Origin of the sequence: Halalkalibacter akibai JCM 9157 (genome assembly GCF_000513135.1) — a bacterium.
Lineage (GTDB): Bacteria > Bacillota > Bacilli > Bacillales > Bacillaceae_D > Halalkalibacter > Halalkalibacter akibai.
The window spans coordinates 1-18,633 of sequence record NZ_BAUV01000004.1; the positions used below are offsets into that span (position 1 = coordinate 1).

The 18,633-nt window shown below is 36.7% G+C and carries 21 protein-coding genes; 19 read left to right on the top strand and 2 right to left on the bottom strand.

Annotation, left to right across the window (positions count from 1 at the left end; all coding sequences use genetic code 11):
- The 4 genes from JCM9157_RS03600 to JCM9157_RS03615 all read left to right on the top strand — a co-directional run.
- Window positions 1-257 (top strand): CheR family methyltransferase (locus JCM9157_RS03600; RefSeq protein ID WP_035662279.1); only part of this gene is annotated, 257 nt, incomplete at its 5' end.
- A gap of 57 nt (window positions 258-314) precedes the next feature.
- Window positions 315-1,862, top strand: a complete 1,548-nt coding sequence (locus tag JCM9157_RS03605; RefSeq protein ID WP_035662280.1) for a response regulator — start codon at window positions 315-317, stop codon at window positions 1,860-1,862.
- A 70-nt stretch (window positions 1,863-1,932) separates the two neighbouring features.
- On the top strand, window positions 1,933-2,160 hold the full coding sequence (locus tag JCM9157_RS03610) for a YozQ family protein (protein WP_035662282.1): 228 nt from the start codon (window positions 1,933-1,935) through the stop codon (window positions 2,158-2,160).
- Window positions 2,161-2,392: 232 nt separating this feature from the next.
- A complete protein-coding gene (locus tag JCM9157_RS03615) occupies window positions 2,393-2,689 on the top strand; it encodes a YckD family protein (protein ID WP_052012931.1) in 297 nt (98 codons plus the stop codon).
- Between the two features lie 48 nt (window positions 2,690-2,737).
- Here the strand turns inward: JCM9157_RS03615 and JCM9157_RS24860 are convergent, their stop codons facing one another.
- Window positions 2,738-2,881 (bottom strand): hypothetical protein, encoded by a 144-nt coding sequence (locus JCM9157_RS24860; protein ID WP_162831749.1) that lies wholly within the window; start codon window positions 2,879-2,881, stop codon window positions 2,738-2,740.
- A 119-nt stretch (window positions 2,882-3,000) separates the two neighbouring features.
- Between JCM9157_RS24860 and JCM9157_RS03620 the strand changes: the two genes are divergently transcribed.
- The 11 genes from JCM9157_RS03620 (at window position 3,001) to JCM9157_RS03665 (ending at window position 12,791) form a co-directional block, all read left to right on the top strand.
- Window positions 3,001-3,237, top strand: coding sequence for a YtxH domain-containing protein (locus tag JCM9157_RS03620; protein ID WP_035662284.1), 237 nt, complete (start codon window positions 3,001-3,003; stop codon window positions 3,235-3,237).
- Between the two features lie 95 nt (window positions 3,238-3,332).
- Window positions 3,333-4,478 carry a mechanosensitive ion channel family protein gene (locus JCM9157_RS03625; protein ID WP_035662287.1) on the top strand — a complete coding sequence of 382 codons (1,146 nt, stop codon included), beginning with the start codon at window positions 3,333-3,335 and terminating at the stop codon, window positions 4,476-4,478.
- 112 nt (window positions 4,479-4,590) lie between these two features.
- Window positions 4,591-6,084 (top strand): glycine betaine uptake BCCT transporter, encoded by a 1,494-nt coding sequence (locus JCM9157_RS03630; RefSeq protein ID WP_035662288.1) that lies wholly within the window; start codon window positions 4,591-4,593, stop codon window positions 6,082-6,084.
- Between the two features lie 147 nt (window positions 6,085-6,231).
- The gene (locus JCM9157_RS03635) at window positions 6,232-6,771 is read left to right on the top strand and encodes a hypothetical protein (RefSeq protein WP_148296801.1); all 540 of its coding nucleotides are present in this window, start codon (window positions 6,232-6,234) and stop codon (window positions 6,769-6,771) included.
- Window positions 6,772-7,044: 273 nt separating this feature from the next.
- The gene (aceA, locus tag JCM9157_RS03640; RefSeq protein WP_035662291.1) at window positions 7,045-8,337 is read left to right on the top strand and encodes an isocitrate lyase; all 1,293 of its coding nucleotides are present in this window, start codon (window positions 7,045-7,047) and stop codon (window positions 8,335-8,337) included.
- A gap of 243 nt (window positions 8,338-8,580) precedes the next feature.
- Window positions 8,581-8,907 carry an AEC family transporter gene (locus JCM9157_RS25970; protein WP_052012932.1) on the top strand — a complete coding sequence of 109 codons (327 nt, stop codon included), beginning with the start codon at window positions 8,581-8,583 and terminating at the stop codon, window positions 8,905-8,907.
- A 62-nt stretch (window positions 8,908-8,969) separates the two neighbouring features.
- Window positions 8,970-9,134, top strand: a complete 165-nt coding sequence (locus JCM9157_RS25975) for a hypothetical protein (RefSeq protein ID WP_156321470.1) — start codon at window positions 8,970-8,972, stop codon at window positions 9,132-9,134.
- 100 nt (window positions 9,135-9,234) lie between these two features.
- The gene (gene dapD / locus JCM9157_RS03650; RefSeq protein ID WP_035662293.1) at window positions 9,235-9,957 is read left to right on the top strand and encodes a 2,3,4,5-tetrahydropyridine-2,6-dicarboxylate N-acetyltransferase; all 723 of its coding nucleotides are present in this window, start codon (window positions 9,235-9,237) and stop codon (window positions 9,955-9,957) included.
- An 81-nt stretch (window positions 9,958-10,038) separates the two neighbouring features.
- Entirely contained in the window at window positions 10,039-11,256 is a 1,218-nt protein-coding gene (locus JCM9157_RS03655; protein WP_081734031.1) for an aspartate aminotransferase family protein, read from the top strand.
- Complete coding sequence (locus tag JCM9157_RS03660; protein WP_035662296.1) at window positions 11,243-12,367, top strand: N-acetyldiaminopimelate deacetylase; 1,125 nt, start codon at window positions 11,243-11,245, stop codon at window positions 12,365-12,367. Before JCM9157_RS03655 ends, JCM9157_RS03660 begins: the two co-directional genes overlap by 14 nt.
- A 178-nt stretch (window positions 12,368-12,545) precedes the next feature.
- Window positions 12,546-12,791, top strand: a complete 246-nt coding sequence (locus tag JCM9157_RS03665) for a YkuS family protein (protein ID WP_035662298.1) — start codon at window positions 12,546-12,548, stop codon at window positions 12,789-12,791.
- A gap of 50 nt (window positions 12,792-12,841) precedes the next feature.
- Here the strand turns inward: JCM9157_RS03665 and JCM9157_RS03670 are convergent, their stop codons facing one another.
- Window positions 12,842-13,681 carry a mechanosensitive ion channel family protein gene (locus tag JCM9157_RS03670; protein ID WP_035662301.1) on the bottom strand — a complete coding sequence of 280 codons (840 nt, stop codon included), beginning with the start codon at window positions 13,679-13,681 and terminating at the stop codon, window positions 12,842-12,844.
- 342 nt (window positions 13,682-14,023) lie between these two features.
- On the opposite strand from JCM9157_RS03670, the gene JCM9157_RS03675 reads away from it, so the two are divergent.
- The 4 genes from JCM9157_RS03675 to JCM9157_RS03690 all read left to right on the top strand — a co-directional run bounded on the left by JCM9157_RS03675 (window position 14,024) and on the right by JCM9157_RS03690 (window position 18,578).
- Window positions 14,024-14,569 (top strand): peroxiredoxin, encoded by a 546-nt coding sequence (locus tag JCM9157_RS03675; RefSeq protein WP_035662304.1) that lies wholly within the window; start codon window positions 14,024-14,026, stop codon window positions 14,567-14,569.
- An 82-nt stretch (window positions 14,570-14,651) separates the two neighbouring features.
- Window positions 14,652-15,104: a TlpA disulfide reductase family protein gene (locus tag JCM9157_RS03680; RefSeq protein WP_035662308.1), complete on the top strand. Its 453-nt coding sequence runs from the start codon at window positions 14,652-14,654 to the stop codon at window positions 15,102-15,104.
- Window positions 15,105-15,199: 95 nt separating this feature from the next.
- On the top strand, window positions 15,200-16,435 hold the full coding sequence (locus tag JCM9157_RS23225; protein WP_052012933.1) for a peptidoglycan recognition protein family protein: 1,236 nt from the start codon (window positions 15,200-15,202) through the stop codon (window positions 16,433-16,435).
- Window positions 16,436-16,595: 160 nt separating this feature from the next.
- On the top strand, window positions 16,596-18,578 hold the full coding sequence (locus JCM9157_RS03690; RefSeq protein ID WP_052012934.1) for an electron transport protein: 1,983 nt from the start codon (window positions 16,596-16,598) through the stop codon (window positions 18,576-18,578).
- Window positions 18,579-18,633: the final 55 nt, after the last annotated feature.

Genomic DNA, 18,633 nt, shown 5'->3' on the forward strand with positions numbered 1-18,633 from the left:
AGAAAAATATCATTTTTGCTCATCATAATTTAGTGACAGACCACTCTTTTAATGAATTTCAAGTAATTATTTGTAGAAATGTACTAATTTATTTTAATAAACAGTTAACCAACAGAGTATATGATCTGTTTTATGATAGTCTGAGTGACAATGGGTATTTAGGGTTAGGGAGTAAGGAATCAATAAATTTATACAATTCTTCGAATACATATCAAGAAATAGATCTTGTTGAGAGAATTTACAAAAAGATTAAATAAGATAAACTTTATTCTTTCTTTACATGAAGTAGGACAGAACAGATTGAGGGGATTTTGATGAAACAAAAGAATAAGGTGAATATTCTTATCGTTGATGATCGACCAGAGAATATAATGGCTTTGGAGGCTGTTTTAGATTTTAAAGATTATAATCTATTTGCTGCTTACTCTGGAGAAGAAGCGCTTAAGTATGTGTTACAGCATGAATTTGCTGTTATTTTATTGGATGTACAAATGCCAGGATTAAATGGTTTTGAGACAGCAGAGATTATCAAAAAGAGGAAACAGTCGAGCCATACACCAATTATATTTGTAACAGCGTTAAGTAAGGCAACTGAGCATGTTTCTACTGGTTATTCAACAGGAGCAATTGATTATATCTTTAAGCCATACAACCCGATTGTACTAAGAAGTAAAGTTGAGGCGTTTGTACAAATTTATAAAAAGCAAATTGAAATAAATCAAAAAAATCAATTACTAGAGAAACAAGCAACAGAGTTAAAAGAAAAACAAAATAACTTAGAGTTAATTGTGAAAGAAAAAACAGCGGAATTAGTAAAGAAAAATTCAGAACTTCAAATTTCTGAAGAAAGATTCAAAAAGATATTTAGGTATAGTCCAAATTTAATGGCCATTAGAATGCTAAAAGATAAGAAGTACATAGCGGTTAATGAGACTTGGACTTTGCTGACTGGTTACACTAGTCAAGATTTAGAGAACTTACCAGAAGACATTTTACATATAAGAGAAACAAATCATTCAACAAATTTACCCTACACAATCCCATATGATTTGAGGATTGGGGTTTATAATGTAGAAATTACATATGAAACAAAGAATCAAGAAGTTAGATCAGGGTTGATTTCTACTGAAACAGCCAACATTAATGGTGAAGACTGCATTATCAGTACAATTACAGATGTGACTGAACGTGTACAACTAGAAAAAGAAATCACCCGGCTAGATCGTCTAAATCTTGTTGGTGAAATGGCGGCGGGTATTGCTCACGAAATTCGTAATCCGATGACAACTGTACTTGGTTTTCTGCAATTAGCCAAAAATCAGAAAACACCTCAACCTGAAGAGTATATCAATTTAATGATTGATGAATTGCACAGGGCTAATGGAATTATTACAGAGTTTCTGACGTTAGCAAAAGATAAAGCAAATGATAGAAGGCAAAAAGACCTTAATTCAATTATTAACACATTGCATCCTTTACTAAGAGCAGAAGCGCTGTTAGACAGCAAAGAAGTTAAATTACAGTTAGAAGATTGTCCTCTTTTATACTTAGATGAGAAAGAGATCAGACAACTTATATTAAATATTGGGTTAAATGGTCTAGAAGCCATGAATCCTGGTGGAGTTTTACTCATTCGCACTTACGTTAAGGAAGAACGTGTCGTTTTAGACATTAAAGATGAGGGCCCTGGTATTAGCAAAGAAATCATAAATAATATTGGGACTCCTTTCTTTACAACAAAAGAAAAAGGGACTGGATTAGGGTTAGCTATTTGTTATAGTATCGTCGCAAGACATTCTGCCCATATTGACATTGAGACAAGTGAACAAGGAACTTCATTTATCATTCAATTTAAATATTAAAGAAGTTTTAAACCCTCTTATAATTTTGCTGTAAATGTAAATAATAACCGCAGTAAAGGAGGGTTTGTAAATGACAAACAAAAAGACACCAAAAGCAAATGAAGTTGCTGAACAGTCGTATCAGCCAGAGGATTACCAAAGTACCAATGAAGTAGAAAAAGGCCTAGCTACTACACATGAACAAGTGAGTGACGTGTATGTAGAAGGAACAATTGACGGTAAAATTGATGATTATGAGGGAGAAGATGTTGCACTCCCTAGAGGTAATTATGAGAAAGATGTTTTTAAAGAGAAATAAATAGATCGGAAATTAGTTCCTATTGTTAGTTATAAGGCCCCTGAAAAGGTTCTCACCTTTTTCAGGGGCCTTGGTATTAGTAGTAAGAGAGCATCAAATTGTAGGCAGATTTTGTTGCTCTGTTTTTTCTTACTATAAACAATTGTTATGATAATCTCTTGGTTTTAATAGATTTATGGATAAAATGGAGTTCTTCGTTCACACTATAAAAATGATTAAAAGGAGTGAAGACATGAAGAAATTTAGTTTAATGATCATTCTTGTAACAGCTTTTATGTGTTTACCTACTTTTATTTTGGCAGAAGAGACTGAAATTAAGTTAACTGACGAACAAAGACAGGAAATGGCTCAGCTACATATGGAAGTAATGAAGAAAAAGAAAGAGATCATAACAAAGTACGTAGATTACGGAGTATTTACACCTGAAAAGGCAGATAAAATCAACGCAATGATTGATAAGCACTTTGAAAAATTAGAGGAAAACAATTTTATTCCAAAATGGGATGACCAAAAAAAGCACAAACATTAAGAAGGTGAGCTTAAAGGGGAGTTCCTCCTTTAAGCTCACTTCTGTACTTTATTTAAACCATTTCCTAATTGCTTTTCCTGATGTGCGTCCAACAATCCGACGACCGATCCGTTTTCCTGCTCGACCTTTTCTAATAGCATCTATGTCATTCCATATTCTGAGTATTTTATAAATTTTTGATTTTACACTCAAACAAAACCCTCCTTCTACCCACTTCATTAGTATGCATTATTCTCTATATTCTATTTTGTCATTTCATACATAAAATTTGGAAAAGCTTCAAAAGGTATATGATAAATAGGGGGGATTAAATGTTTAAAAATAAATTTATTATAAGCACAGTTATCGGCGGAGTTGTTGGAGCAGCCGGGGTCTATTTTCTAATTTCGGAGCAAGGAATTAAAACACGAGCGGAATTTTTAAGTAAGTTTCAGTCTGTTGAAGGAGCTAAGGTAATGCAACTTCTAGCAGATATAAGTAAGGATTGGACGGAATTCAGCGATGTCCTAAAGATTCAAACAAATTCAACTAAAAATTCAAACGGGTAAATCTGATAAATGGAAGAACCTCAATTAAAGGGGGTTTTTTCTATTATGTTTGTCCTACCTATGGTAAAATATGAAGGTGAAAAGGTGGGATTTACATGGAAATAAATAACTGGAAATGGGATGCATTCGTCCATTCTTTAAGTCGGCTAGAATGGAGTCATATCGGAATTGCAATAGCGATATTCTCTGTCTTTCTTCTCTTCCGAAAAATTTTCACTACATATATCTTTAAAATTGTTCTTGCAATGCTTCGTAAAACACCGACTGAACTATTCACTAATATATTATTATCATTTGAACGTCCGATCCGCACTTTTTGGATAGTACTTGGTACATACTTAGCTCTTGTTTATTTGCCATTTCATTTTACAACGATTTCATTTGTGGATGATCTTTATAGATCAATTATTATTATTTTAATTGGTTGGGGTTTATATAATTACACTTCTGCTCATTCTGTAGCATTTTTTCGATTTATGCGCGATTCAGAAATAGATGCACATAGTATGTTGATTCCGTTTGTGTCGAAAATACTCCGTTTTGTTATTGTGGCATTAACAATTGTCGTGATTGCTAGTGAATGGGGCTATGAAATTAGTGGCTTTATAGCCGGTCTAGGTTTAGGTGGTTTGGCTTTTGCGTTAGCGGCTCAAGATACAATTGGTAATTTCTTTGGTGGTATTATCATCATTACAGAGAAACCTTTTAAAAAGGGTGATTGGATTCAAACTCCATCTGTGGAGGGGACTGTTGAGGATATTAACTTTAGGAGTACACAGATCCGTACATTTGCTGACTCGGTAGTAACTATTCCTAACTCGACATTAGCTAATGAACCGATCACAAATTGGTCTGAGATGGGGAAGCGTCGCGTCTCGTTTTCTATCGGTCTAATGTATTCTACACCACAGGAGAAAGTAGAAAAATGCGCTAGAAGAATTGAAGAAATTTTACGTTCTCATGACGAAATTGATCAAGAACTAATTATGGTCCGTTTCAATGAATTTAATAGTTCAAGTCTTGATATTTTTGTTTATTTCTTTACAAAGACCATCGCATGGACAGAATGGTTCAGAATTAAAGAAGATATAAACTTTAAGGTCATGAAAATACTTGAAGAAGAAAATGTAACAATTGCATTCCCAAGTAGAAGTATTTACTTAGAAAACAAACAGGCTGAGGAACTGAGTCAAGAGTATAATGAAAATAGTAATTCTGCTGCTAATTTTTCAAACAATTAAAACAATCGAGAATGTCTAAAAGGTCGAAAATCTTTTAGACATTCTTTTTTTGTTAGGATAAATAATTAGCTTAGATTTGCTACAACCTATAGAAACAGGGAGGGGCTCAGTGATGAAAAACTTAACAATAACGTTTAAGATATCGGTCATTATGGCTCTTGTATTTGTTTTATGGGGATCTTTTTTTCCTGAACAACTTGGAGCAATAATGACGGTGGCACAAGAATTTTTTCTAAATGCATTCGGTTGGTTTTATAATTTATCAGCCACATTCTTTTTGCTTTTTTCGATATTTTTAATATTTAGCAAGTACGGAAGGATTAAACTTGGAAAAGACACTGATAAGCCAGAGTTTAGTCGTGTAACTTGGTTTGCGATGTTGTTTAGTGCAGGTATGGGCATTGGTCTCTTATTTTATGGTGTTTCTGAACCAGTCTCTCACTATGCTTCCCCACCAGTAGGTGAAGGAGGAACAAGAGAATCAGCTTTGCTTGCTCTTCGTTACACTTATCTTCATTGGGGGTTTCATGCGTGGGCTATATACGCAGTTGTAGCTCTTGCACTTGCTTATTTTAAATTTCGGAAGGGTGCACCTGGTCTAATGAGTTCTACCCTATATCCCATTCTGGGCGAGAAAGTTAAAGGACCTTTGGGCTATACGATAGATATAGTAGCTGTATTTGCAACGATTTTTGGTGTATGTGCGTCCCTAGGGCTTGGATCACAGCAGATAAACGCTGGTCTTAGCTATTTATTTGGTTTACCAGTTAATTTTACGGTCCAGGTTTCAATAATTTTAATTATTACTGTTTTATTTATTTTATCTGCAAGTACTGGAATAAAGCGTGGAATTAAGTATTTAAGTAATACGAATATGATTTTAGCTACTCTATTGTTAGTCTCAATGTTAATTTTAGGTCCAACTTTGTTTTTGTTAAATTTATTTACTCATACACTCGGTGAATATATTCAAAACTTACCTCAAATGGGATTACGAATATTTCCTTTTGATCAAGACCGTGCAGCTTGGACTCGAGGGTGGACAATATTTTATTGGGCTTGGTGGATTTCTTGGTCTCCTTTTGTCGGGATGTTTATTGCGCGAGTTTCTAAAGGTCGTTCGGTCCGAGAATTTACCATTGCTGTTTTAATTGCTCCAACGCTTGTTTGTGCATTCTGGTTCTGTGTATTTGGAGGTACAGGAATTAACTTGGATCTACTTCATGGGATCGACGTAGCTAGTCAAAGTTTAGAAACAGGTTTATTTTATGTTTATGATCATTTACCACTTGGTGGGTTATTATCAGTTATAACCGTTTTACTAATTAGTACATTCTTTATAACTTCAGCCGATTCAGCTACATTTGTGCTTGGAATGCAAACGACAAACGGCGATATCAACCCTTCTAATTTTATAAAAATTACGTGGGGGCTTATTTTATCAGCTTCGGCAATTGTACTAATGGCCTCTGGTGGACTGCATGCACTGCAAACAGCGATAATAGTGAGCGCATTCCCACTTACGATTATTTTAATTATCATGAGTATAGGATTGGTGAAAATATTTAGTAAAGATATTGGTGTCGGTAAGATTAAATCTAAATAATTGTCAAAAGAGGACGAATAAAGGAATATCACCTTTTGTTCGTCCTCTTTATTGGTCCTTCGTAAATTTATAAGCAGGATTATTTTAGTATGATGCGAATAGATAAGAGAGAAAAAGTCAAGATTGGTTATTAGAGAATGGAAAGAGGTGGGAGTAATCTTACATAGGTTTTTAACATTCGTTATGTTTGTTTTTATTTTGTTTGGTTGTGAAGATGTTTCGGTAGAAAAAGATTCCCAAGCTAGAGGAGATTTTGACGTTACTTCGGTTTTTTCACAAGATAACCCATTCCTTTCTTTTAGTTGGATTGAAAAAGGCTATAGTGGGATTTTTGCTCCCATAGATACAGAATTAGGTATAGGTGAAATGGGGATTAGAAACTTGTTAGGTCAGCCAACGAAGGAAGGTTATTACGAGGGAGGGAGATTTTTAGACTATAGTGATCGAACTTTTTTTATTAATCCGGAGACTAATAAAAGTGTTGCTATGGCAATTGATGTCAAGAGCTATCACCTTAAAAAAGATGATTTAAAGCGAACACTCGGCACACCAGATGAAAGTGAATTTAATGAAATGGATGGCCTGTGGATGTTTGTGTATAAGCTCGAAGATTACGAATTAATGTTTGAGGCGGAAACAGAAGATGGTATATTGTCTCATGCATGGTTAAGAAATAAACGGCAGTAAAAGAAAAAGAGTCAAATGCTCAAGCATTTGACTCTTTTTCTTTACTTCTAATAAATTTACCAAAAACATGAAAAAAATGGTTGCAACATCATTTTATCTGTTATATTATAAACTTGTAAAAGTTAAACTGTAATAATACAGACTGGTAAACGGAGGGGAGAGCAGTAACAAAGCGCTTGAATGAATCTATGAAGTTAGCATCTTTGGTGTACAAAGGAGAGAAGTACTACTATCGGTTTAAAAATTTGAATATTGAAAAAGGGGAGAAGAGAGATGACAAAAGAATCTAGGCAAAGACAAGCGAGACAATTAGAGGAACAATGGGCAAACGATGAAAGATGGAACGGAATTGAAAGACCTTATACTGGAGAAGATGTAGTTCGGTTAAGAGGTTCAGTGCAAATTGAGCATACACTTGCTCGCAAGGGAGCAGAAAAATTATGGCGTCTTATTAATCAAGAAGATTACGTAAATGCTTTAGGAGCCTTAACTGGAAATCAAGCTGTTCAGCAAGTGAAAGCTGGTTTAAAGGCCATTTACTTAAGTGGCTGGCAAGTGGCTGCCGATGCGAATTTAGCTGGACAAATGTATCCAGATCAAAGCTTATATCCTGCAAATAGTGTTCCGAGTGTAGTAAAAAGAATCAATCAAGCTCTACAACGTGCTGATCAGATTCAACATATGGAAGGCGAAGGTGATGTTGACTATTTTGCTCCTATAGTTGCTGATGCTGAGGCTGGCTTTGGTGGGCAATTGAATGTATTTGAATTAATGAAAGGTATGATTGAGTCGGGTGCATCGGGAGTACATTTCGAAGATCAATTAGCCTCTGAAAAGAAATGTGGACATTTAGGAGGAAAAGTATTAATCCCAACGCAAACGGCAGTTCGAAATCTAACGGCAGCAAGACTTGCGGCTGATGTGAGTGGAGTACCAACATTAATTATTGCAAGAACAGATGCTGATGCAGCTGACTTAATTACAAGTGACATTGATCCGGTTGATCGTCCTTTTATTACTGGTGAACGAACGCCAGAAGGCTTCTACCGAACAAATGCTGGAATTGATCAAGCTATTGCAAGAGGTCTGGCTTATGCTCCTTATGCTGATCTCATTTGGTGTGAAACGTCAAAACCATCTTTAGAAGAAGCTAAGCAATTTGCTGATGCAATTCATGCAGAATTTCCTGGCAAGATGCTAGCGTATAACTGCTCTCCATCTTTTAATTGGGAAGCTAATCTAGATAAAGATACAATTGAAACATACCAAATTGAATTAGGAAAGATGGGTTATAAATTTCAATTTGTTACTCTTGCAGGGTTCCATGCACTCAATCATAGCATGTTCGAACTTGCTCATGGCTATAAAACGAGAGGAATGGGAGCGTATTCAGAGTTACAACAAGCTGAATTTGATAGTGAATCAAAAGGCTATACTGCAACAAGACATCAACGTGAAGTTGGAACAGGTTATTTTGATGAAATTTCCCAAGTTGTTTCTGGAGGAACATCTTCTACAACCGCACTTAGAGGCTCTACTGAAGAGGCACAGTTTCAAAAACAATAAGATGAAAACAGACTCTACATTTTTTTGTAGAGTCTGTTATATTACAGTTGGACTTTGGTTATTTTGATATATTACATACTATTGTGCCTTAAACGTTGTATTCACTTTCTATTCAACTCTTAGTCAACTAGGCTTAACTAATATACAGAGAAGCTACTTTACAACAGAAGTGCGCTATAGAGTTGTGGACTTATATTATCAACGGCTTTTATGAACGCGGGGAATTACGGAGCTCCCATTATATTGTTTGCATACGGAGAAGAAGCTTTTGCTTACTCTATTATGTTCTTAGTTCTACAATCAGTCATAATGAATTGTTTCGGAGTATATTACGCAGCAAGAGGAGAAACAGGCTTAAAAATGGCTCTTAGAGCTGTAGTGAAGATGCCAGCAACTTGCTGTATAGTAATGAAAGTCTTTTCAATTTCTATGCCTAGTAATTTGATGTTAACAATAGAAGTATTTGCAGAAGCAGCAATCCCAACTGTTCTAATTATTTTGGGAATGCAATTAGCTAAGATTGAGTGGAGGAATTTTGAATGGGGCAAGGTGACGATGCTTCAGGAGTGAGGTTAATTTTATCTCCCGTAATAGCATGATCGTTAACATATGTTCTGCCATTAGACCCTTTAATGGCGAAAGTTTTAATTGTTTCTGCAGCAATGCCGTCAGCAGCAACTATCGTTATGTATGCTGTTCAATTTGATTCACAACCAAGGTTAGTTTCAAGCGTTACCTTAATAACGACTTTGTTTATTGTCCTTACGATAACATTGTTATTGGTCTTGCTTCGTTAAACGATTTTTGTCGAAAAAATCTTTCTTTCTGATTGCATTTTTGTTTTTTAATCTTTATCATAATGAAGGAGATTGTTTTATAAAGTAGGAGGAATAAAAGATGAAAATGATGGATGCAAACGAGATTATTCAATTTATCTCAAAAAGTGAAAAGAAAACACCAGTAAAAGTACATATTAAAGGTGATTTAGAAGGACTAGACTTTGGTTCAGGAACGAAAGCATTTATTACTGGTTCTGTAGGCGTTTTATTTGGAGAATGGAGTGTTATTGAACCAATCTTAACAGAAAACGAAGCGAAGATTGAAGATGTTGTCGTTGAAAACGACCGTCGTAACTCTGCAATCCCACTTCTTGATATGAAAAATATTAAAGCAAGAATTGAGCCAGGCGCAATCATTCGTGATCAAGTTGAAATTGGTGACAACGCAGTTATTATGATGGGAGCTAGTATTAACATTGGTGCAGTCATTGGGGAAGGAACAATGATTGATATGAATGTAGTATTAGGTGGCCGTGCGACAGTAGGAAAGAATTGTCACATTGGTGCTGGTACTGTATTAGCTGGTGTTATTGAGCCACCTTCTGCAAAACCTGTTGTAGTTGAAGATGATGTTGTAATTGGTGCAAATTGTGTTGTACTAGAAGGTGTAACGGTTGGTAAAGGTGCTGTTGTAGCAGCAGGAGCGGTAGTAATTGAAGATGTTCCTGCTAATACGGTAGTAGCTGGTACTCCGGCTCGCGTTATTAAGGAAATTGATGAAAAAACAAAAGGTAAAACAGAAATTAAGCATGAATTAAGACGCTTAAATGAAGATAACTAATAAAGAGCAGGACAAGCAGCTTTGTTGAGAGGGTTTCCCCTTCCGGCAAAGCTCTTTCCTTACATTGAGAGGGGTAGCACTGTGTTAAATTGGATGGAACGAGATCAGGAAGTCATTATGTCCACTTACGGACGTCTCCCAATCGTTATTGAGCGTGGCGAGGGTAACTACTTATACGATGAGGATGGAAAGAAATACTTGGATTTATTTACGGGGTTAGCTGTGAATATTTTAGGACATTCACATCCAGATATTTTAAAAGCATTAACAGATCAGGCATCCAAATTCCTTCATATTTCTAATTATTTTTATAATAAACCAGCTATTGCTCTAGCAGAAAATTTAATCGCAAGTTCGATAAAAGGTAAAGTATTTTTTGCGAATTCAGGTGCAGAAGCTACAGAAGCGGCTTTGAAATTTGTTCATAAATGGGCTAAAGAGCAAAAGGAAAAGAAACAAGGTGTTGTCGTTTTAAAAAATAGTTTTCATGGACGGACTCTTGGAGCGCTAAAACTTACAAGACAAGCTGGAGTGTATCAAGATTTTCCTGTTACTGATGTACCTGTTTATGAAGTTGAACCACATGATGTTGAGGCACTAGAGAATGTGTTTAAACAATTTTCACCTGCTGCAATTGTCGTTGAACCTGTTCTTGGATCTGGGGGAATTGTGACGCTTAAACAAGACTACTTGAGAGATATAGCAAGTCTGTGTAAGACCTATGGTGTGTTATGTTGTATGGACGAAATCCAAACAGGCGTTGGTCGTACAGGTACGTTTTTTGCTTACCAACAAGCTGGTATTGAACCGGATGTCATCTTATTTGCGAAAGGGATCGGGGGAGGACTCCCACTAGGTGGTATTATTGTGGCAGAACGATACGCGCATGTATTTAAGCCTGGTGATCACGGAACAACTTTTGGACCTTCGCCGTTAAGTGCAGCTTTAGGAAACGCTGTGTTTGATGTTTTAATGAAGCAAGGTCAGCTTGAAAAAGGAAAGTTAGTGGCAGATGAATTACATGAACAAATGAATGTTTTAATGGAGAAATACTCAGAAATCATAACTGAAGTACGTGGAATGGGAATGATGCTCGGTCTTGTTATGAATGTTGATGCTGGATCGGTTAAGGAAATTCAACGTCAACTATTAGAAGATGGTATTATGGTTGATGTAACGCAACAAACGATCATTCGCTTATTACCACCGCTAACATTGACAGCAGATGAAGTAAAATGGTTTCATACTAAGCTTGAAGAGAAAATTCAAACTGTGGTGAACAATAATGTTAAAAGCTGAAGAATTAATTAATATCAGACGAGAATTACACCAAATACCAGAACTTGGATATCAAGAGGTAAAGACTCAACGATACTTGCTTGATCAGATTCATCTACTTCCCCAACAATTTTTAACAGTAGAAACTTGGAAAACGGGAATTTTTGTTTTTGTTAAAGGTTTGAATTCTTCTGAAACGATTGGGTATAGAGCAGACATAGACGGATTACCGATTGAAGAACAAACATCATATCAAAATTTCAAGTCGTTACACGCTGGTGCGATGCATGCATGCGGGCATGATTTACATATGACGATTGCGCTAGGAGTCTTATCTTATTTTGCATCCAATCAACCTAAACAAAATTGTTTGTTCATTTTTCAACCTGCAGAAGAAGGTCCTGGTGGAGCAAAGCAGATGTTAGAATCAGAGCAGCTCAAGAAATGGAAACTTGATAAAATCATTGCACTTCACATAGCTCCTGAACTTCCAGTAGGAACGATTGCAACTAAAACAGGTATGCTTTTTGCCAACACATCAGAGTTATTTATAACGCTGAAAGGCAAAGGGGGCCATGCCGCTTATCCACATACAGCCAATGATATGGTTGTCGCTTCAAGTCATCTAGTTACGCAATTACAAACGATTATCGCTAGAAATGTTAATCCTTTAGATGCAGGTGTTATAACAATCGGTGTTATAAAAGGAGGGACAAAGCAAAATATCATTGCAGAAACAGCGACGATTGAAGGGACAATTAGAACTAGGTCGATAGAAACTATGAAGAAAATCAAAGAGCGAATTGAAGCACTTGTGCGAGGGTTAGAGGTTGGATTTGACTGTTCGATATCAATTGATTATGGGGCAAATTATTGCCAGGTTTATAATGATGAAAAAGAAACAACTAGTTTTATTGATTTTGCTACTAACAAAGAGTCCATCAATCTTTTGATTTGTGATGAAGCGATGACAGGAGAAGACTTTGGCTATTTCTTAGAGGAGATTCCTGGTTTTATGTTCTGGCTCGGGGTTGACAGTGCTTACGGATTACACGACGCTCGTTTAGAACCAAATGAACAAGCCATACCTTTTGCTGTTGATACCATAATTGAATATATAAAAGAACTGTAATAACAGGCTACCTGCAAGCGGGTGGCCTTTTTTGGTATTTATCTGAAGGTAACTGTTAAAATTGTTGTTCAGGCAAAAATTCGAGATATGGGGTATTTTCAATCGTAACGTATAATTACCAAATTCTTGGGGATTTTAAAAGTGAAATACATTAACTTTATAATGGAGGTACTAAAAAATGCCAAGAATCGGTGTTGAACAATCATTAACAGATGTACAACAAGGGCTACAATCTATGGGATACGAAGTCGTTCAATTAAAACAAGAGCAAGATGCGCAAGGTTGTGACTGTTGCGTAATTACAGGGCAAGATCAAAATGTGATGGGGATTCAAGATGCGGCAATCAGAGGATCTGTTATAAACGCGCATGGAATGACATCGGAAGAAATTTGCAGACAAGTTGAAGAAAAAGTTGGTCAATAATTAATTTAAAAAGAAGGTGAGTGATTCTCACCTTCTTTTTACGTAACTAATTATTGTTCCTTTTTTTCGATATAAACTTGATGCGGGAACGGGATTTCAATATTGTTAGCGTCCAGCGCTTCTTTTAATACTTTGCGAAGTTTCCGCTCAACTGCCCATTGTTGCATGTTTTCTGTTTTGGCAATCACACGAATAACTACATCAGAGTCACCTAAACTTTGAACTCCTACTACATTTGGACCTTCTTTAATCGCTTCTTCCTCTAAAGCAACCTGATCGCAAGCCGTTTGCAAAACAGCGATAGCCTCATCAATGTTGTCGTTATATGAAATGCTCATATCAACTAACGCTCTCATATTCCCACGTGAGTGATTACTAACATTTCCAATTGCACGGTTAGGTACGAAATGTAATGTTCCATCAAAGCCTCTAATTTGAGTGTTCCGTAAACCAACCTGTTCTACGATTCCGTCTACTCCTCCAGCTGTTACATAATCGTCCACATCTACTTGTTTTTCTAGTAGTAGAAAGAAACCAGTGACGACATCGCTAACAAGACCTTGAGCTCCAAAACCAATAGCTAGGCCAACTACACCTGCACCTGCAATTAAGCCTGTTGCATCCAACCCAAAGATACTAATCAAAATGGTTATAAACACAAATATTAACACATAGGAAAACGCATTAACCGTAAGCTTTTCTAATGTCTTTACTCTGCCTGGAGACATTCCTCTTTGAGACTCCATCTTTTGAAAGCTTCCACTAATAAGTCTTTTCCCAATTGAACGAGCAACTAAGAATGCTATAACTGCAATAACGATTTGTCCGATGCTTGTTGCTATTTCTAAAAAGAAGTTTCCATCAAAATATTGGTTCCACCATTGTTCCATCTAATCACTCCAAGTCATTTTCTCTTTAAGAGCTAAAGGGATGATAATGAAATAACCATACACTTTTTCGGGCTCTCTTTTAAAGTACTATCCTAGCATAAATAAGATACTCTCTCAAATATCTTGACTACTAAAAGAGAATTCTGGGCATTTTTGTCGCTTTCTCTTTTTAATCTTGCTATAATTGGAAAGTAGCTCCGTTTAGAAGATTTATATGTGGATATAATACATATGTAAATTAAAAAAATGTTATTTGTTTTAATTATTACTTAATATTGACTAGCAATAAATCTTCTTTTATAATGACGGCTGTATATTAAAAATTTGTAGGAGGTTATACATATGACAGACAAGCGTATGGTAGCAAAGCAAGCACCACGTTTTGAAATGGATGCGGTTATGCCTAATAAAGAATTTGGAAAGGTGAGTCTTGAGGAGAACATGAAGAACGATAAATGGACAGTTCTTTACTTCTATCCAATGGATTTCACTTTTGTATGTCCGACTGAAATCACTTCTTTAAGTGATCGTTATGACGAATTTGAAGATTTAGATGCTGAGGTAATTGGAGTTTCAACAGATACGGTTCATACACATAAAGCATGGATTAACACTTCTCGCGATGATAATGGTCTTGGTGAGTTAAAGTACCCACTTGCAGCTGATACAAATCACGTTGTGTCACGTGAATATGGTGTTCTTATTGAAGAAGAGGGTATTGCTCTTCGTGGTTTATTCATAATTAGTCCTGAAGGTGAGCTTATGTACTCTGTTGTTAATCACAATAACATTGGACGTGACGTAGAAGAGACACTTCGCGTACTTCAAGCGCTTCAAACTGGTGGTCTTTGCCCAGCGAACTGGAAGCCAGGACAAGCTACACTATAAGTGTAAATTAAAATGCAAATTGAGGTCTAGCAGCAATGTTAGACTTTTTTTATCTAACGTTATGAAAGAGAGGATGGTCAATATGGCACTAAAACTAAGATCTCAAATGCCTGAATTAGAAGGTGCTTCTACTTGGTTAAATGGTGAAGTAACGAAGCAAGAACTAGTAGGTGATAAGCCGACATTGATTCATTTTTGGTCAATTAGTTGTGGATTATGTAAAGAAGCTATGCCAAATGTAAACGAGTTTCGTGATCAGTATAAAGATAAGTTAAACGTGATTGCTGTGCATATGCCTAGATCAGAAAAAGATTTGAATTTGGAAGAAATAAAAAAAGTAGCTGAAGAACATGAAATTAATCAACCTATTTTTGTTGATGATCATCATAAGTTAACGGATGCATTTGAGAATGAGTATGTTCCTGCGTACTATGTTTTTGACGAAGAAGGTCAGTTGCGTCATTTCCAAGCTGGTGGCGGCGGAATGAAAATGTTAACAAAGCGTGTGAATCGCGTCTTAGGTATAAAGGAATAAAAGTGGGAAGGGACTGAGTAAAATCAGTTCCTTTTTTTCAGTTAGAATATCAACAAATGCCTTGATTGCATATATATGTATATTGAGGTGATAGGATGAACATTATTGATAAACGAAATGTCCTTGCATCAAGCAACACGAGATCGTATCGCAGAAGAGCGAGAAGTGCAATTAGAAACATAGCCATACATCATAGTGCAACGACTTCTGGAAGTGCTGAAGCATTTGCTCGTTATCATGTTAACAACCTTGGATGGCCTGGAATTGGTTATCATTATGTTGTTGACAGAGATGGTTCTATAAGTAGATGTCATGATTTAGAAGTAGTTAGCTATCATGTTGGAAACAGTAATAGTTTTGCTGTTGGAATTTGTATGGTTGGAGATTTTAGAACGCAATCATTAACTGATGCTCAAAGGCAAGCTACACTAGATTTAACAAGAAGTTTAATGAGTGAATTAAACATACCCGTAGAAAATGTATGGGGCCATATCGAGTTCCCTGGTTATGCGTGGAAGCCATGTCCATCGATAAGTATGGGGACGTTTAGAAACTGGTTAAGAGAAGAAGGAGCCGAATTAACAGGACGTCCAGCACCTACTGCTACTTACGTTGCTGGAGTTAGGCAGCGATCTATATTAAATCGTGGAGATCAAGGTGACGATGTGAGAGCTCTACAAGAACGCTTGGAAGAACTTGGTTTTCATCCTGGTCCAATAGATGGCATTTATGGCTCTCAAACGGCTGATGCAGTGATGCGCTTTCAACGAACAGCGCGCATTACGGTAGATGGTATAGTTGGACCAGAGACAAGAGCTGCCCTTAGGGATTTTGAACAAGTAGCAGAACAACCCGAGCATGCTTCTCCAACAGATGAACCAGATCACCGAGAGGAGTTGTACCAGAGCGAAACGAGACGAATGCTTAGGTTGCTATCTCCAATGATGCGAGGGTCTGATGTGCAAGAAGTTCAGGAAAAAGTTGGCGCGGTAGCCGATGGAATTTTTGGACCTGAGACAGCGGAGCGAGTAAGAGCATTTCAAAGAAGAGAAGGAATCGCAGTAGACGGGATAGTAGGACCGCAAACTTGGAGAGCGCTCGATCAATCTCAGGTGAACACTGGAGTCGGCTATCAGCGGTTACTATCTGTTCAGTCACCATTTATCAGGGGGGCAGATGTGCAAAGAGTACAGCGGGCGCTGAATGTTCAAGTGGATGGAATGTATGGCCCCCTTACGGAGAGGGCGGTTCGTAATTTCCAACGAAGAGAAGGGATTACAATAGATGGCATAGTTGGACCACAAACATGGCGTCGGTTATTTAATGAATAATTATGGGTTTGAGTGACTGAAGAAGTTATGACAAAACTTCTTCAGTCACTCTTTTTTTGTTTTGCTAAGCTGAGTTACTTTGAATGTTTAATAGCATTTCAAGGAATAGTGCTTGGGCTTTTGTTCATCCTATTCTTATAGGTAAAAGGAGGTTATTAATTTGAGACGCCGCTTTTTGATTGGAGTTGGAGTTGCGATTTTGGGCTTAGCCATTTATAGTGGTTTGTATTTATTCGAGCCAGGCTATGCCGTAAATCCTTCATCCCAACTATCATTAAATCATCCACTTGATCATAAAATGAATGATATTTTGGGTTATGACGTTTGGGGTTTATCTATATCAGATGAAGAAGCATCTGCGAATACCGATTCTGAATTTTTATCGTTGCATAACGGTGCTGTAAAAGTTGATGAAGAGTTTATTGAATTTGGAAGAGATTTGTTTTATGAAGAGACATTCAATAATGAAGAGTATATTACAGATGTACTAGGAATATTGGATGGACCTTTATCTATTATAAATATAGGTAAAGCGGTTCTTCAGGCTAGAAAAGAAGGAACTGATAATTTAAAAGTTGCGTTAGCTGAAGATGCTGTAATTGGTGGTAAAGAATTTAAAAAAGGAGAAATGATTGAAACGGGGTTAGATGTTCCGAAGGGGGCTTTTGCACCTTTAGGAATGCCCATTAAATTAAAAGCTGGACGTTTAAAAGCTGGTATTTCTTGTGCTGCGTGTCATGCGACCGTTGACCGAGATACTGGTCTGGTAATAGAAGGTGCTCCGAACCTTAATTTTGATGCCGGTTTAATGCTAGCTTTAGCATCGAATTCAACAGCTTACTTTACTAATACAGATGTTGATTCGAAGGTCATTAAACAGTTTATTAGCAAACAAGAATGGATGAAGGAAAAAGAAAGTAATGGGGATTATATTGCCATGCCTGACGCTTATGATTTAGAAAATGAAGTTGATCGAAATTTAATGCAGTGGCCAAAAGGAAACTTTGATTCAACGATGGATTTAGTTAATAATCCAAGTCAAATACCAGATTCTTTTACCTTGGGAGATCATCCGTATGGTTGGAATGGTTTTGCTTCAGTTGGTCCGTTTAAAGGGTTAACAGCTTTAAATAATAATGTACATGCGCAAAACTCAGATTTATTAGCTCAAGCAGATCAAAGTAAAGAGTTGTTTGACATTGATAAAGAGCGTTACATTGGCATTCTTTTGCAAAGAGCTCCGAATAAACGTTACAGATATCAAGCTAGTTCCCAAGAGTTACCTTCAACTTTCTTAGAAAAGATTGATCATAATGAAACGGTACCTGGATTTAACGACATGTTTCGTCCTCCGACATATCCATACTTATCATTATTTACGCCAAATGGAACCGTTATTGGGTCGGAGGGGCATCAAGTACTTGAAGAATTGAACGCAATTTCTGCTTATCAAAACGCTTTAAAGCCACCATCGGAAACAAATTCTTATAGTTCAGAGGAATTAGCAGGGAGACAGGTATTTGAAAAAGCGGGTTGTATTTCCTGTCATGCTGGAGAAGCTAGAACAAATAACAGAATTATACCAAATGAAATAGTCCGAGCTGAGGGGTCACGTGCAAAAGCATTTCAAGACACTGAGGATATAAAGATGGAGCCGTGGTTTTATCCACTAGATACACCAATCCCTATACCAGAAGATGCAGAACGAATTAAAATTCCTACTAATCATCTTGAGAAAAGCCAAGTTGAGCTTGCTCTAGCTTATAACTCAAATGGAGGATACAAAGTGAAAGGTTTAGTAGGACTAGCCTTTTCTGCTCCTTATTTACATGATGGAGGAGTGGCAGTAGGACCAGATGATCGTTCTCAATTTGGGTTAGCTGGAACCTTAATGAAAGGAGTAACTCCAGACCCATATAATAGTTTAAAGGCTCTTCTAGACCGAGAATTAAGAGAAAAAGTAATAGCTGCTAACAAAACTACAACCGAATTACAAGATGCGCATGTTACCGGAGAAGGTCATGAAAATTGGGTGGATCGAGCTAGTGGATTTTCAGAACAAGAGCAAGATGCATTAATTAAATATTTGCTGTCCATTGATTTAGAAAAGGAAAAGAGGCAAATGGCAACTCTCAATAATTGATATTTGTTTCAAAACACAATAAAAAGAAAGGTCGCTATATAAAATAGCGACCTTT